12 protein-coding genes are annotated in these 15162 nt (G+C 45.8%); 10 read left to right on the forward strand and 2 right to left on the reverse strand.

Annotated features, from left to right (window positions below; all coding sequences use genetic code 11):
- Window positions 1-26 precede the first annotated feature (26 nt).
- From M3204_RS09470 to spoIID, 3 genes are all read left to right on the forward strand, one after another.
- Window positions 27-758 (forward strand): YwmB family TATA-box binding protein, encoded by a 732-nt coding sequence (locus tag M3204_RS09470; RefSeq protein WP_251480973.1) that lies wholly within the window; start codon window positions 27-29, stop codon window positions 756-758.
- A 32-nt stretch (window positions 759-790) separates the two neighbouring features.
- Window positions 791-2098, forward strand: a complete 1308-nt coding sequence (gene murA, locus M3204_RS09475) for a UDP-N-acetylglucosamine 1-carboxyvinyltransferase (RefSeq protein ID WP_251480974.1) — start codon at window positions 791-793, stop codon at window positions 2096-2098.
- Window positions 2099-2405: 307 nt separating this feature from the next.
- Window positions 2406-3434, forward strand: a complete 1029-nt coding sequence (spoIID, locus tag M3204_RS09480; protein ID WP_251480975.1) for a stage II sporulation protein D — start codon at window positions 2406-2408, stop codon at window positions 3432-3434.
- A gap of 147 nt (window positions 3435-3581) precedes the next feature.
- Here the strand turns inward: spoIID and M3204_RS09485 are convergent, their stop codons facing one another.
- Together M3204_RS09485 and M3204_RS09490 are read right to left on the reverse strand one after the other, a co-directional pair.
- A complete protein-coding gene (locus tag M3204_RS09485; RefSeq protein WP_251480976.1) occupies window positions 3582-4517 on the reverse strand; it encodes a nuclease-related domain-containing protein in 936 nt (311 codons plus the stop codon).
- Between the two features lie 372 nt (window positions 4518-4889).
- Window positions 4890-5327 (reverse strand): VanZ family protein, encoded by a 438-nt coding sequence (locus M3204_RS09490; RefSeq protein ID WP_251480977.1) that lies wholly within the window; start codon window positions 5325-5327, stop codon window positions 4890-4892.
- 348 nt (window positions 5328-5675) lie between these two features.
- Here M3204_RS09490 and M3204_RS09495 point away from each other — a divergent pair, with 348 nt between their 5' ends.
- From M3204_RS09495 to M3204_RS09525, 7 genes are all read left to right on the forward strand, one after another.
- Window positions 5676-6608, forward strand: coding sequence for a M23 family metallopeptidase (locus tag M3204_RS09495; RefSeq protein ID WP_251480978.1), 933 nt, complete (start codon window positions 5676-5678; stop codon window positions 6606-6608).
- A 126-nt stretch (window positions 6609-6734) separates the two neighbouring features.
- The gene (locus tag M3204_RS09500; RefSeq protein WP_251480979.1) at window positions 6735-8735 is read left to right on the forward strand and encodes a penicillin-binding transpeptidase domain-containing protein; all 2001 of its coding nucleotides are present in this window, start codon (window positions 6735-6737) and stop codon (window positions 8733-8735) included.
- A 111-nt stretch (window positions 8736-8846) separates the two neighbouring features.
- Window positions 8847-10451, forward strand: coding sequence for a gamma-glutamyltransferase (gene ggt, locus M3204_RS09505; protein WP_251480980.1), 1605 nt, complete (start codon window positions 8847-8849; stop codon window positions 10449-10451).
- A gap of 337 nt (window positions 10452-10788) precedes the next feature.
- Window positions 10789-10971 (forward strand): hypothetical protein, encoded by a 183-nt coding sequence (locus M3204_RS09510; protein WP_251480981.1) that lies wholly within the window; start codon window positions 10789-10791, stop codon window positions 10969-10971.
- A 173-nt stretch (window positions 10972-11144) separates the two neighbouring features.
- Window positions 11145-11447, forward strand: a complete 303-nt coding sequence (locus M3204_RS09515) for a DUF4212 domain-containing protein (protein ID WP_251480982.1) — start codon at window positions 11145-11147, stop codon at window positions 11445-11447.
- Window positions 11448-11490: 43 nt separating this feature from the next.
- Window positions 11491-13161: a sodium:solute symporter family protein gene (locus tag M3204_RS09520; RefSeq protein ID WP_251480983.1), complete on the forward strand. Its 1671-nt coding sequence runs from the start codon at window positions 11491-11493 to the stop codon at window positions 13159-13161.
- A complete protein-coding gene (locus tag M3204_RS09525) occupies window positions 13142-15028 on the forward strand; it encodes a DUF294 nucleotidyltransferase-like domain-containing protein (protein ID WP_251480984.1) in 1887 nt (628 codons plus the stop codon). The genes M3204_RS09520 and M3204_RS09525 overlap by 20 nt, the downstream gene beginning before the upstream one ends.
- The last annotated feature ends 134 nt before the right edge of the window (window positions 15029-15162 follow it).

Here is a 15162-nt window from a genome sequence, read left to right on the forward strand (position 1 = left end):
GGTAGTAAGGGGAGAGTGAATCGGATATGAAGAAAATATCGTTTATTTTATCAATTTTTGGCATTATTGGTTTTATTGTGCTCCAAGCTGGGAATAAAACGACTGTAGCTGACGCGAATCATGAAATCAAAACTCTGGCCTCAGTATTGCAGGACGAAAATATTTTGATCACTGGGTGGTCTTTATATGCAAGGGAAACACTGGAAAAAGACGATGTGAATGGTCTGGTAAAAGATCTGAAAGCTAAGCTTCCGGATTGGACATGGACAGGCGGCAATGGATCTAACCATGGAGAAATCATTGCTGAATCAAAGTCCCCAGGGCTTCAGGAGAAAATTAAAATTGTTTCGACCGACACAAACGGCCAGATACATACGTATGTCATGTATGAGGTCAGAGGTCAGTTCTGGAATAAAAATACAGAAGCCTTTTTAAGTAAAAATTTACCAAGCATAATATTTGACATTTTTCGAGGAAATGCCACAACTTTCTCTTGTATCGAAGGCGAAATCAATGATAAGATAAAATCGGCTTTACCTGTTTATAAAAGTAAACTGCTAAAGGCATTCAATGCTAAAGAAGTAGAAGGGTTAGAAGAGGACTCATTTATTTCTGTCTCAGCTTCTTCGCCTTTATTCGACAACTCATTGAGCAGTGAACATGACATGAATATGCAGCTTGGATTACGGAAAACTGAACGATTGGGCGCTAAGACTACCATCGTAGTTGGCACACCCATCATAACGATTGAATATTAATATAGAGAAATTGGACGCGGAGGGGAATACACTTGGAAAAAATCATCGTCCGCGGCGGACAAAGGCTAAGCGGTTCTGTAAAAGTTGAAGGAGCTAAGAATGCCGTCTTGCCTGTTATCGCTGCAACATTATTAGCAAGTGACGGAAAAAGCGTAATTCGTGATGTGCCAACTCTCTCCGATGTATATACCATCAACGAAGTATTACGTTCTTTAAACGCCGTAGTGGAGTTTGAAAATAACACGATTACAGTAGATGCATCCAGAGAGTTAAAAATAGAAGCACCTTTTGAGTATGTGCGTAAAATGCGTGCTTCTGTATTAGTAATGGGATCCCTGCTTGCCAGGAACGGCCGTGCTCGCGTAGCGTTGCCAGGCGGCTGTGCAATCGGTTCCCGTCCTATCGACCAGCACCTTAAAGGTTTTGAAGCAATGGGTGCGAGTGTTAAGGTAGGCAACGGTTTTATCGAAGCCGAAGCAGTCAATGGTTTGCATGGAGCTAAAATATATCTTGATTTCCCTAGTGTTGGCGCTACGGAAAACATTATGATGGCTGCAGTCCTTGCAAAAGGCACAACCATTATGGAAAACGTTGCAAAAGAACCTGAGATCGTCGACCTTGCAAACTTCCTGAACAAAATGGGAGCAAAGGTAGTTGGTGCCGGTACGGGCACAATTCGTATCGAAGGTGTTGAAGTGTTGTTTGGCGCAGACCACAACATCATTCCAGACCGTATCGAAGCAGGAACATTCATGGTTGCATCTGCAATCACAGGCGGAGACGTCCTTGTACAAGGCGCTGTGCCAGAACACTTATCTTCATTAATCGCCAAGATGGAAGAAATGGGCGTTACCATTATTGAAGAAGCAGAAGGCCTTCGTGTCATCGGACCTGAAAAGCTTAAAGCAGTCGATATCAAGACGATGCCCCACCCTGGTTTCCCTACTGATATGCAATCCCAGATGATGGCACTGCTATTGCGTGCTCAGGGAACAAGCATGATTACGGAAACTGTATTCGAGAACCGCTTCATGCACGTGGAAGAATTCCGCCGCATGAACGCAAACATCAAGATTGACGGACGTTCTGTCATCATGAACGGACCATCTGACCTTCAGGGAGCAGAAGTGGCAGCAACTGACCTGCGCGCCGCAGCATCACTGATCCTGACTGGCCTGGTAGCCGATGGAATGACTCGAGTAACAGAATTGTACCACCTTGACCGTGGATACGTTGATTTCCATCTGAAGCTTGCTGGACTTGGTGCAGACATCGAACGCGTCAGCGAAATCGAAGAGCAGCCAGTAACTGAAAAATTAGTCTCAGACATGAACGCATAAATAATCTTACTCAATAAACCGGAGAATTGTGCTTTAACGTATAGTTCTGCGGTTTTTTGATTTTTTACAGGCTCTATCCGTGTGGAATACGTTCTATGACTGTTTTTTAAAAAAATCTTGTCCAATTTCGTGTTTTAAATTGTTTTGGTACGATGCAATCAGTTTCTTAGTATTAGTTTTGACTGCGAGAATATACGAATGGATTTTCCAGAGCTTTTTCAAATTGTGTCATAAATGCTTGTCCGCCTCCATAAGAATGAAATGAGACGGTATTAACCGCAATAATTTCATAATGGAGGCTTTTTCTATGTTAAAAATCAAACCACTCATCCTACTAGCTGCAATCCTATTCGCTGTCACACTCCTCATACCAACTATTCTCGTCCTCCCTTTTATGGAAGAAAAGGCAGGCGGGAAACTGGGCGAAGAGCTGCAAAGGGAAGCGAAGGATGTCGCTGCAGCACCGACTGAAGACTCGGCTGTCGAAGTGGCTGTATACCGGACAGCTTTGTCGGCGACAGAGAAGCTTCCGCTTGATGAATACTTAATTGGCGTCGTTGCCGCCGAGATGCCTGCTGAATTCGAGCTTGAGGCATTGAAGGCTCAGGCACTGTCTGCAAGGACCTATTATGTAAGACAAATGCTGCTCCCGAATAAAGTAGGCGTTCCCGAGGGAGCTCAGCTGAATGATACCGAGATTCACCAGGTTTTTAAAAATAAGGAAGAATTGAAAAAGCAATGGGGCGTCGACTACAAATGGAAGATCAAGAAAATCGCGGAGGCTGTTAAAGCAACTGATGGCCAGGTGCTCACCTATGACGGAGCCCCGATTGATGCAACATTCTTTTCAACTTCTAATGGCTTCACAGAGAATTCAGAGGAATACTGGTCGAATTCGCTGCCGTACCTGCGCAGCGTCGAAAGTCCATGGGATTTGGAATCGCCCAAGTTCCGCAGCCAAACGGTGATGACGGTTGCTCAGGTAGAGTCTAAGCTTGGCATCAAGCTGCCTAAATCCCCGACCATCGGCAAAGTCATCTCCCGGACAGCCGGAAACCGCGTCGCGAAAATCGACATCAGCGGAAAAGTTCTCACTGGGAAAGAAGTCCGCGAAAAACTCGGACTCCGATCAAGCGACTTCTCCTGGGAGCTTAAAGGCAGCAGCGTCGTCATCACCACCGAAGGCTTCGGCCACGGCGTCGGCATGAGCCAATACGGAGCCAACGGCATGGCCACCGAAGGGAAGACCTACAAAGACATCGTCCAGCACTATTACAAAGGCGTCGAGATCAGTGATGCGGATAGTATGCTTAATAAGGTGACGGCGAAGAAGTAACCGGTTAAGGGCACAGTCACTCGATGAGGCTGTATACGAAAAGAATAATGACAAGGCCAGGGCAAACAGCGCCCTGGCTTTTTAGCGCGATTCGGTGCGGCAGTTGACTTTTTATTTCTTCACGGGTTCAGTATGGCATGTGTACTTTTATTTTTTCGCGGGGTCGAAGAATGTCTCGATGTCAGGTGGCATGTGGTAGATGCGGCCATTAGTGGTGCCAGTGAAGGGGAGATTCAATGAAATTAAAAGATCACTTGCTGTTTTTGATGAAATACCGCTGCAAAATTCTCTGAACATCTGATTCTTAATCGTTGGACTAATTAGGAGGAAAAGCTCTTTTATAGTCTTGTGGTGAGCTGTTTTGGACTTATGTCCGCACACGGGACAGCACCATATCCATTTTTCGCGATACATGCCATATGCTGAACAAGACGGACATTGGACTCCTTTTTGAAGGTCGTCTGGAGTGAGGGAATATTGTTTCAGAATGTCAGGGTGGTGTGGAGAATGATTCTTTACAAGTGACTTTGATAACTTTTTTACTTCTTTGTCTGTAAAACTTGGATTTGGAGTGGAATCGTCGATCTGAAGAACGCGATTTAGTAATACATCTCCTTTTACGATCAAGTTATTCAGGGATCGGTCACTTACCTTGATAATAGTAGAAGCATTGCTGATAGCAACTATTTGGTATATGGGCGGAACACTGAACCTATGGTTCTTCAACCATCTTTTCAAATGCCAGGCTTGCATACGAACCTGGTTAATGGGATTATCATATGATTTTTCTTGACCATCCTTTGTTTGAATCATTTGTTCGGAATGTTTGTCGAAGAAAAGGGTTCCGGAATAGGCTTTTGTTTCAATTAGAAGGATATAACGAAGAGTTAAAATGAGGGTATCAATCTGGAAATGCCATTTTTCATCTTGAAGGCGTAAATCCCGAAAGACATGGAACCCTTTTTCGGGTAAAAAACTTAATCGGTAATCCGTTTGCAGCTCACCTTTGTAACCAGCACGCCAGGCTTTGTAATCTTGTTTAATAAATGAGAGTTTGGGATGATTTGGTATGATTCTTTCCATTAGTGCCTCATACATGAGTAGGCGAATTGGATATGTCCTTTCCTTTTCAATCAAAATGGTCACTTCCTTATTAGTTTTTATATAAATTCTTTGTTTTCACTGAAAGTACCTACCGATAAACCAGTTTTATTATGAAAGTTCTGTGTCCCAATTAACCAGTTGAATTATAATTCCACGGTTGGCAGCAATAATTAAACGGTTAGAGCCAATAATTAAACGGTTGAGACAAAAAATTTAACGGTTACAGTACTTTTTTTAACGGTTGGACTAAATGAGTGCCCAAAGTCACTACTAAATTCAAAAAGCCAGCCTCAATCACAAGGCCAGCCCCTCAAAAACCGTAACTAATTACTATCTTAAAAATAAATCCAGCTATAATCCCCGAACTCTCTCCTCAATCCCGAGCAAAACCCTTCCCAATCGTACAAATTTCCCGCTGAAGTACGCGTGATGGATGAAATGCGAGGCAGCCAAAACCCCAATTACGTCTTTTATAAAATCAATGATGGTTGCGGATCGGTACGGGACATAGCTCTGATGAATCTCATCGAGCAGGCCGTAAAGGATGGCCACACCCATGAATGCAAAGCTCAGCACAGGTGTGAAGCGCGTGGTCGTCAATGCGGCCAGAACGAGCAGCACATACAATATCCCGAACTCAACCAAATGGAGCGATTCTTTCAGGAAGCGGTCCACGCCCTGGTTTGGGAGCTCGACCAATGCATCAGACGGATTGCTGGACATGATCCAAATCGCTGCCATATAGGCGAGCGGAAGAATTCGTAAAAACCATACAAGTAACTTTTTCATTCTAATACCTCACTTTATAGTAATAACTCAAACAGGGTAGCAAACGCATCCCCAGGAAATAACCGAAACAGAATGGCAAACGCATCTCCAACCAATAACTGAAACAGAATGGCAAACGCATCTCCAACCAATAACCGAAACAGAATGGCAACGCATCTCCAACCAATAACCGAAACAGAATGCTAAACGCATCCCCGAGTAACAACCCTGAAAGAGTCCCAAATCCACCCCGAAAAACTTTTTTGCATAAAATAATCATCTTTGTCGAAAAATAAGCAGTAAAATTTTTTTCAACTCTATGTATATATTTTTTCGCTTCTGTTCAGACTGATTGCTGAGGTGATGAAAATGAGAGAGGAAAGATCTTCTCAAGACAAAAAGAACAGCTTTTTCAAGAAGCGGTGGGTGTATCCAACAGTTTATATTGCTAGTGCCGCAATCATTCTAACTGGAGTCCTATGGTATCAAAACAGCGCAGGCGACCAACTTGATCAGTCCGAGTACAAAGCGACTGACATGCCTGGCAAAAAGATGAATGAACAGCCAGCAGTTGAAGTAAACCGCGCGATGGAGAACTTCGTAATGCCAGTGGTGAATGAAGACGATGCTGTCGTTCAAATGGGATTCTATGATAATGACAGCGATGCGGCCGAGCAAGAAGCAGCTCTAGTGTTCTATGATAATACGTACCATCCGAACACTGGATTAGACATTGCTTCAAAAGACGGCAAGGAATTCGATGTAATCGCGTCACTAAGTGGTACTGTCACTAAAGTCATGGAAGATAGTTTACTTGGAAATGTCATCGAAATCGAGCATGACAAAGGTATTGTAACACAATATCAGTCGGTTAAAGACTACCAAGTTAAGGTTGGCGACCAAGTTGAGCAAGGACAAGTCATTGCTACATCCGGTTCAAGCCTGATCAATGAAAAGGCTGGCAACCACGTACACTTTGAAATCCGTAAGGACAATGTCCCTGTCAATCCGCATGAGTACTTCAACAAGCCTCTAAGCGCATTGCAGGAAGCACAGATTACGGATGAAAAAGCTTCATCTGATGCAGATGCAGGAAAGTCTGAAGAAGCTTCAGAAGAAGATGCTGAAGGAACGTCTCCATCAGAAGATGGTGTTGACGGAACAACTCCAGCAGAAGACAAGCCTGCTGAAGACGGCTCAGATAAAAAAGACGCCGGCCAGGATAAAAAAGCTGGGGAAGATAAGGACGCAGGCGAAGACAAAGACTCTTCAACCGACTCTGACACTTCTAGCAACTCTTAATAAATCTAAAATTTCCGGAACCCGCCTACCTTTAAAGGCGGGTTTTTTTATTGGAATAGTACGAAATCCTTCTAGTTTAATTAAAAAGTAAATCTATGGTAAAATCAGACAGAAGGAGGGATACATATGAAACGAGCAATATTCATGATCATGTCGGTCTTAATTGCGGCAATCATTTCTGGGTGCAGCAAGGAGCCTACTCCGGAAGAACGGTTTTCACAGTATGTAAAGCTTTGGAACGAACAGAAGTTTGAAGAAATGTATGATTTTTTATCAGAGAAAGCGAAGGGTTCCATCACGAAAGAGGAATTCGTCAATCGCTATAATAAAATTTACAAAGATTTAGAGATTGACCAGCTGAAGGTCAGCTATAACAAGCCTAAGGAAGAAAGAGAATATGAAGAAAAGGCAGACCTTCCTTTTTCAGCAAAAATGGAAAGCGCTGCAGGACCGATCGAGTTCGATAACACAGCCACCTTAGTAAAAGAAGAACGTGAAGACAAAGCCAATTGGTATATTGATTGGAATACGACCTATATTTTCCCTGAGCTTGGGGATGGGGATAAAATCAGCTTCAAAAATGTCCAGGCTGAACGAGGCAGCATCCTTGACCGCTCGGGAAATGGACTAGCGGTCAACGGGACAGCTGCCCAGGTCGGAGTAGTCCCTGGTTTGCTGGGCGAGCAAAAAGAGCAGACAATTACGAAGCTGGCGGAACTGCTCGATATATCAGAAGAGCAAATCAACAAGGCAATGGACGCAGGCTGGGTAAAACCTGACCTGTTCGTGCCGCTCAAAAAAATTTCGAAGACGGATAAAGGTCTTCATGAAAAAATTTTTGTGATGAATGGTGTCAAAAGCCAGATGGTCGGTGCGAGGGAATATCCATACGGAGAGGCATTGTCCCACTTAATCGGCTATGTCGGCCCGATTTATGCCGATGACCTTGAAAAGCTGGAGGGAAAAGGCTACACCGCAACCGAACTCATCGGCCGCCGCGGCCTTGAACAGGTTCTCGAAGAACAATTGAAAGGAACAAACGGGATCAAGATTTCAATTGTGAAAGAAGACGGCACGGTCAAGACTCTTGCTGAAAAGCCTGTCAAAAACGGAGAAGATGTCCAGCTGACAATTGATGTCGTGGCCCAGCAGCAGTTATACGATCAGCTAAAAGGAAAAGCTGGCACCGCATCGGCAATCAATCCGGCGACAGGTGAGACTCTGGCACTCGTCAGTGCTCCAGGATTCGATCCGAATGAAATGACGCTCGGAATCTCGCAGAACAAACTCAAAATACTAGAAGATGATCCGCTCAAGCCAACCCTTAATAGATTCAAGCGGACCTATGTGCCTGGATCCGTAATCAAGCCAATCACAGCGGCAATTGGCCTTGAGAGCGGCAAACTCCAGCTGGATACTGCTTATGAAATAACCGAGAAACAGTGGAGCAAGGATGCGTCATGGGGCGGCTACAAAGTGACTAGATATTCCAATGTAGTAGGCAGCATCAACCTTGAAAAGGCGCTGATCTATTCGGATAACATTTACTTCGCACAGGCAGCGCTGGGAATGGGTCAGGATAATTTTACAGAAGGCCTGAAGAAATTCGGCTTTGAGGATCAGCCGGAATATCTCTATCCAATCGAGCCGTCGCAGATTGGCAAGATTGACAGCGAACTCAGCCTGGCGGACTCAGCTTATGGCCAAGGACAGATTGAAATGAACATCCTTCATCTAGCAGCCACTTATTCACCAGTCGTAAATAAGGGCAACCTGATTAAGCCGATTTTGAATATGAAGGATGAGCAGGGACAGGTGTGGAAGGAAGGTCTGGTCAGTCCAGACAATGCTGCGGCTCTTAATGGCATGCTGACAAAGGTCATCACCGATCCAAAAGGAACAGCACATAATGGCCTGATCGCAAACAATCCGCTCGCCGGTAAAACAGGTACCGCGGAAATTAAGGAGAAGCAAGGCGGGAAAGGCCGAGAGCTAGGATGGTTCGTCGCCTACAATCCGCAGTCCGCCGACATGATCGTCGCGATGATGATCGAGGATTCGGGGTCAAAGGATGTCGTCACAAGGCTGAAAGAGTTTTATGAGTTAAGATTGCAGAGTGGAATGTAGCGAAGTCCGGCCGAAACAGGCCGGGCTTTTTACTTGTGGTTTTCTATTTCGAATTTTCAGCTATTTTGATATAATATTTCGTAAGACGAAAAATATTAGGAGGAATCAGAAATGTCTTTGCATACATATCCTTATCCTTCTCAGCGCATGGCAACTGTTGCGCGCAATGGGATGGTTGCTACTTCTCAGCCGCTTGCTGCCCAGGCTGGGCTTGATATTTTAAAAAAGGGCGGAAACGCGATTGATGCAGCTATTGCGACAGCGGCATGCCTTACAGTGGTAGAGCCGACTTCAAACGGGATTGGCGGCGACGCGTTTGCGCTTGTATGGGTAAAAGACAAGCTGTATGGCCTGAATGCGAGCGGTCCTGCGCCGCAATCGATTTCAATTGAAAAGGTGAAAGAGCTGGGACATGATAAAATGCCTTCGCATGGCTGGATTCCTGTTACCGTTCCTGGTGCTCCTTCCGCCTGGGCAGAGCTGTCCGCAAAATTTGGGCGCCTGCCGCTTACCGAAGTGCTGCAGCCAGCAATCGACTATGCACGCAATGGTTACCCGCTGACTCCGACTCTCGCAAAATATTGGAAGGGTGCTTTCAAAGCTTACCAGAATCGATTCCAGGGTGAAGAATACGATGAGTGGTTCCGTGTTTTCGCTCCGAATGGCAAGGCTCCTGAAGTCGGTGAGATGTGGAAATCGGAAGATCACGCGAATACGCTTCAAGAAATAGCGGAAACGAATGGAGAGAGTTTTTACCGAGGTGCTCTCGCAGATAAAATTGCAGAAGCATCTGAAAAAGCGGGGAGCTTCCTCAAGAAGTCTGATCTTGAAAACTATCATCCTGAATGGGTAGAGCCGATTTCTGTGTCGTACCGCGGACATGAAGTCTGGGAGATTCCTCCGAACGGGCAAGGAATTGTGGCCTTGATGGCATTAAATATTTTAAAAGGCTATGAGTTTACTCATCGTGAAGATGTAGAGGGTGTCCATCTTCAGCTTGAAGCGATGAAGCAGGCTTTCACAGATGGCAAGGAATACGTAACCGACCCAGCAGCGATGAAAGCGAAAGTAGCGGATCTTCTCTCAGAACAGTACGGTGAGGATGCGCGTGCCAAAATCAATGAAGAAGCTAGAATGCCAGAACCGGGATCACTGCCAAAAGGCGGGACTGTCTATCTGGCGACTGCTGATGGCGAAGGGAATATGGTTTCTTTTATCCAGAGCAACTATATGGGCTTTGGTTCAGGCGTTGTCGTTCCTGGAACAGGCATCGGCCTGCAAAACCGCGGACACGACTTCTCGCTTGACCCTAACCACGCGAACGCACTTGCTCCGGGCAAGAGAACATACCATACCATCATCCCAGGGTTCATCACAAAAGACGGCCAGGCATTTGGTCCATTCGGCGTGATGGGCGGCTATATGCAGCCACAGGGCCATGTCCAGGTGGCGATGAACATGATCGATTTCGGTTTGAACCCGCAGTCAGCATTAGACGCGCCACGCTGGCAGTGGATCGAAGGCAAACAAATCGAAGTTGAACACAGCTTCCCGAACTATATCGTCAAAGAGCTTGCTGCCAGAGGGCATCAGATGAAGGTGGCATATGATGGCGGCGGCTTCGGACGCGGCCAGGTCATCGTCCGCAATCCCGAAACAGGCGTTTTGACCGGCGGAACGGAAATGAGAACAGACGGAGCAATTGCCTGCTGGTAAATTAATTACGTGGGATGGCTCACAAATTATATTTAAATTGAAGGGACACTCATAATGGAGTGTTCCTTTTTACTATTCTGTAAAATCGTTACAGACACGCCAAATCTATGGAAGTCTTTTACTTCCAGCTTGAAAAAATTTTTTCGACAATCTCTCCCCTATCATATTGCTTGCAACCCTTACTACTACTGACGAAATTGCCACGACCGTTAAAATATCGACATAGTAAGCGATTACATTTTATAAAAATAGTATCTTGACCTGCCTGGACATTATATGGATAATTAAATTAAATTTTCTAAAGATTTAGTTAAATTGTATAAATGGAGGAATTAACTTGGTTATATTAATTGGCCTGCTGGTGATTACCGGTATCAGCCTGTTCCTGGGTTTAAAGAAAAACAAGGTGATTTTCCTTGCCGTTCCATTCCTTAGTATATTTCTCTATTTCCTCATCCAAATCATCATGGTCCCAGCTCCATTTTTTGAAACGTTAAAATTCATCTTCAGCCTCAGCTAAATCCATCAAAGATTAACGAATACTGGTATCGGCTTTGCCTGGCGCAAAGTTCATATAACCCAAATTCATAATAAAGGAGTGGAGAGCTTCCGTACGTGATTTTCTCGAAAGTCTCTGTCGTTATTCTTTAAGGATTTTACAAAGGGGATTAGCAAACACAAAGGGGTGTAAATGTGAAGAAAATTGATAAGTCAGTTGCTGACGCGTATTTCCGTGAAAAAAACCGTAACATGATCATTTATTTCGCAATCTGGTTCCTCGTTTCGTTTGGTGCAGTCATGATCGCCGAGCCATTAAGCGAGATTTCCATTGGCGGATTCCCGTTCCACTATTTCATGGGAGCACAGGGAGCTGTCTTGACTTTCATCATCCTGCTGTTCGTTAACGCGAAAGTCAGCGATGGCATCGATAAGAAGTATGGAATTGATGAAGAGAAGAATGTTCGCCTGAGCGAGGGAAAGAGCCTGGACCACTAAGTTTGGTGAAATAAAAAAGAGTACATGAAAAAGGGGGAGAACTTTGGATACACAATTCTTGGTCTCATTATCTATTATTTTAGCCACATTTGGTTTGTACATTGGGATTGCGGTTTTCAATACTGCGAAGCAGACATCTGATTTCTACGTTGCTGGACGCGGCGTACCGCCAATCTTCAACGGGATGGCAATCGGCGCTGACTGGATGAGTGCTGCTTCCTTCATCGGGATGGCCGGTACGATCATGCTTCTTGGCTATGACGGCCTTGCCTATATCATGGGCTGGACGGGCGGCTATTTGCTGCTTACATTCCTGCTTGCTCCGCAGCTGAGGAAGTACGGACGTTATACTGTTCCTGAATTCATCGGTGACCGTTTCAACAGCCATACTGCTCGTGTAATCGCAGCCATTACGACAATCATCATCAGCTTTACGTATTCGATCGGCCAGCTTTCCGGTTCTGGTGTGGTCATCGGGCGACTGTTCGAAATCGATGCGAAGCTTGGGACGATGATTGGGGTTGTGCTGATTGCCACATACGCTGCTTTCGGAGGAATGAAGGGGATTACCTGGACACAGGTTGCTCAGTATATCATTTTGATCATTGCGTATTTGATTCCGGTCATTTTCATGTCCTTGCAAATCACGAGCAGCCCGCTGCCATGGCTTTCATACGGGGAGCTTGTCGGGAAAATGGGTGAGCTCGACCGTGAGCTTGGAATTTCTGAATACTTCGCTCCATTCACGAACGGCACGAAATGGCAGTTCCTTGCCCTTATGTTTACATTGATGGCCGGTACGGCGGGCCTTCCGCACGTTATCGTCCGCTTCTATACGGTTTCTACGATGAAGGCTGCACGCTGGTCAGGCGCCTGGGCACTTCTTTTCATCGGCTTGCTTTACCTTTCTGCACCTGCCTATGCAGCGTTCTCACGCTTCATTTTAATGACGAAGGTTGCTGGCAGCAAGATCACAGAGCTGCCTGCCTGGACAAAAACATGGGTGGATACTGGCAAGCTTCAGCTTGCAGACGGAAACGGGGATGGCGTCCTTCAATGGAAGGAATTGATCATCTCCAACGATATCGTCGTTATGGCCACGCCTGAAATCGCAAACCTTGGTGTATTCGTCATCGGCCTTGTAGCGGCAGGCGCTATGGCCGCTGCCCTTTCCACAGCCGGCGGCTTGATGATCGCGATTTCTTCTGCTTTTGCACACGATATCTACTACCGTGTCATGAAGCCTAACGCTACGGAAAAAACTCGCTTGAATGTGGCGCGTATTTCAATCGTTGTTGCTACATTGTTCGCTGGTCTGATTGCCCTTGACCCTCCTGGAGCGATCACGCAAATCGTGGCCTGGGCATTCGCGCTTGCTAGCGGTACGTTCTTCCCTGCGCTGATCCTCGGTGTATGGTGGAAGCGTTCGAATGCTCAAGGTGTAATCGCTGGTATGCTCGTTGGTCTCGGTGTTACACTGGCTTACATCTTTGCAGCTAAATACGGCGGCTTCACGATTCTCGGCATCATCGACACAGGTGCGGGAGTATTTGGAGCTTCTGCTGCGATCATTGCGAACATTGTTGTTTCACTTGCGACACCGGCACCAACGCAAAAAATTCAGGAGGAAGTACTCGACCTTCGCTATCCTGAACAGATGGTATATAAGAACGGTGAAGTTTGGATGAATGACGATGGAACAAAAGCTTTATAAGGACATATTGACGGCTGTGCAGTTCCACCCTTTATTCCAGGGGGTGGACGAGGGCACGGCCCTTTCCCTTGTCGAGGAATGTGAAGCGTTAACCTATGCAAAAAAAGAAATGATGCTCCAGGCAGATACACCTCGCCAGGGGCTTTTGCTGATTTTACAAGGAATTGCCGAAGTGTTCGTGAAAAACGGCGCAGGACAGGAAGAGGTTCTGGAAGTCATTCAAACAGGTGAAATCGTCGGTTTTTCCAGTCTTGCAGAATTCCTTGGCTTTGCCAAACCAGAGAAAACGCAGCCAACAGTAGAGGTAAGGGCAGTAGAGGAAGTCAAGGCACTGCTCATCCCTTTTACGGTACTTGCAAAAAGGTGGGACGACCAGGATGTCCATGACTATTTGCTGAGCCAGGTGGCCGTCCGGCTTAAGGATGTATACGGATCGCTTGCAGAACAGGTGAAAATGGCCAAGGGAATCGGTGAGGGTGAAACGATACTAGCGAGGGTGCAGGACCTCATGTCGGAAAATATTGTGTCTGTTTCTCCGGATACATGCATTCAGGAAGCGGCACAAAAAATGGCAGAGAACCGAACGAGTTCCGTGCTCATAGTCGAAGGGAAAGAGCTGAAGGGAATCATTACAGAACGTGACATTGTCGGAAGAGTTGTGGCGAATGGCCTTTCTTTTAGCGAGCCTTCCAGTGCGGTCATGACTGGGAATCCGGTGACCATCTCAAGGTTTGCCTATTACTATGATGCCTTTTCTGAGATTCTCTTAAAAGGAATCAAGCATTTGCCAGTTGTTGATCAAGGTGAAATAACAGGCGTCGTCACGCTTACTGATTTACTGCGGAAAAAGAATGATAGTGTGATGAAGACAATCAAGAAAATCGAGCAGGCGGATGAAGCGACCTTGCCTGAGATAAAAGCAACGATCTATGAAATAACCGAGACGCTGCTCAGAGACCGCGTTCCAGCTTTGTCATTGCTTGATATCGTCACGAAACTTTATGACCGCTTGATTTCCCGGGCAGTTGAATTAGCGCTCGAAGCGCTCGGTAAGAAGGGACACGAGCCCCCTGTTCCGTTTGCGTTTTATCTAATGGGATCAAGCGGCCGGGGGGAACAATTCATGCTGACCGACCAGGATCATTTCCTTGTCTATCGTGAAACGAGCGATCATGCTTATTTTAAAATGCTTGGAGAAGAAATCACCAGCATGCTTGAGAAATCAGGGTATGCCAGGTGCAAAGGCTTGATGATGTCGAGTGAATCCCAATGGAGAGGTACGTTACTGCAATGGCAGGACAGGGTCAGGAAATGGATGCTGCAGTCCAATAATGAGAATCTCTTGCTGGCACAGAACTTTTTCTCCTATCGATTTGCCGTGGGGAGTGATGAGCTCAACAGGGAATTCGAGGCTAATCTTGCCGAATTGCTTGACCGGTCAAAAATCTTCCTCTACCGAATGGCCCAGGCAGAAAGGGAGCAGGAAATCCCAACGCTCGATGAACCGATCAGGGCACTCTTTAAAATTGGCCGTAAAAGCATCGACATGAAAAAGGAGATTTTATTTCCTTTCCATCACAGCCTGCAAATTCTATCACTATATTATGGAGGAATTCCGGGGACACCACTGGAGAAAATCGCTGCCTTAAAGGAAAAGGGCATCTTCACAGAGGAGTTCACTCATGACTTAAAAGAAGCCTTCAGCCATGTCCTCAGCCTATATATCAGGCAAAGATGGAGCAATAAAGGCGGGGGTTCCGTCCTGTCCTTTGCCGCCATGTCAACCAGGCAAAAAGATGAGCTGATTCTAAGCCTGCGAACACTCCGGGAACTTCAAGGAATGGTATTCACGAGATTCTCAATCTAGTATTTGACATTACCGAGTTGTGACAGGCACGGGGGCAAGGATTTTTTAACTTAGCATCCGACATAATCAGGTTGTGACAGGCACTAGGGCAAAGATTATTTAAATCTAGCATCCGACAAAATCGTGGCAGTAAA

The organism is Mesobacillus subterraneus (assembly GCF_023715485.1).
GTDB classification, from domain to species: Bacteria; Bacillota; Bacilli; order Bacillales; family Cytobacillaceae; genus Mesobacillus; species Mesobacillus subterraneus_B.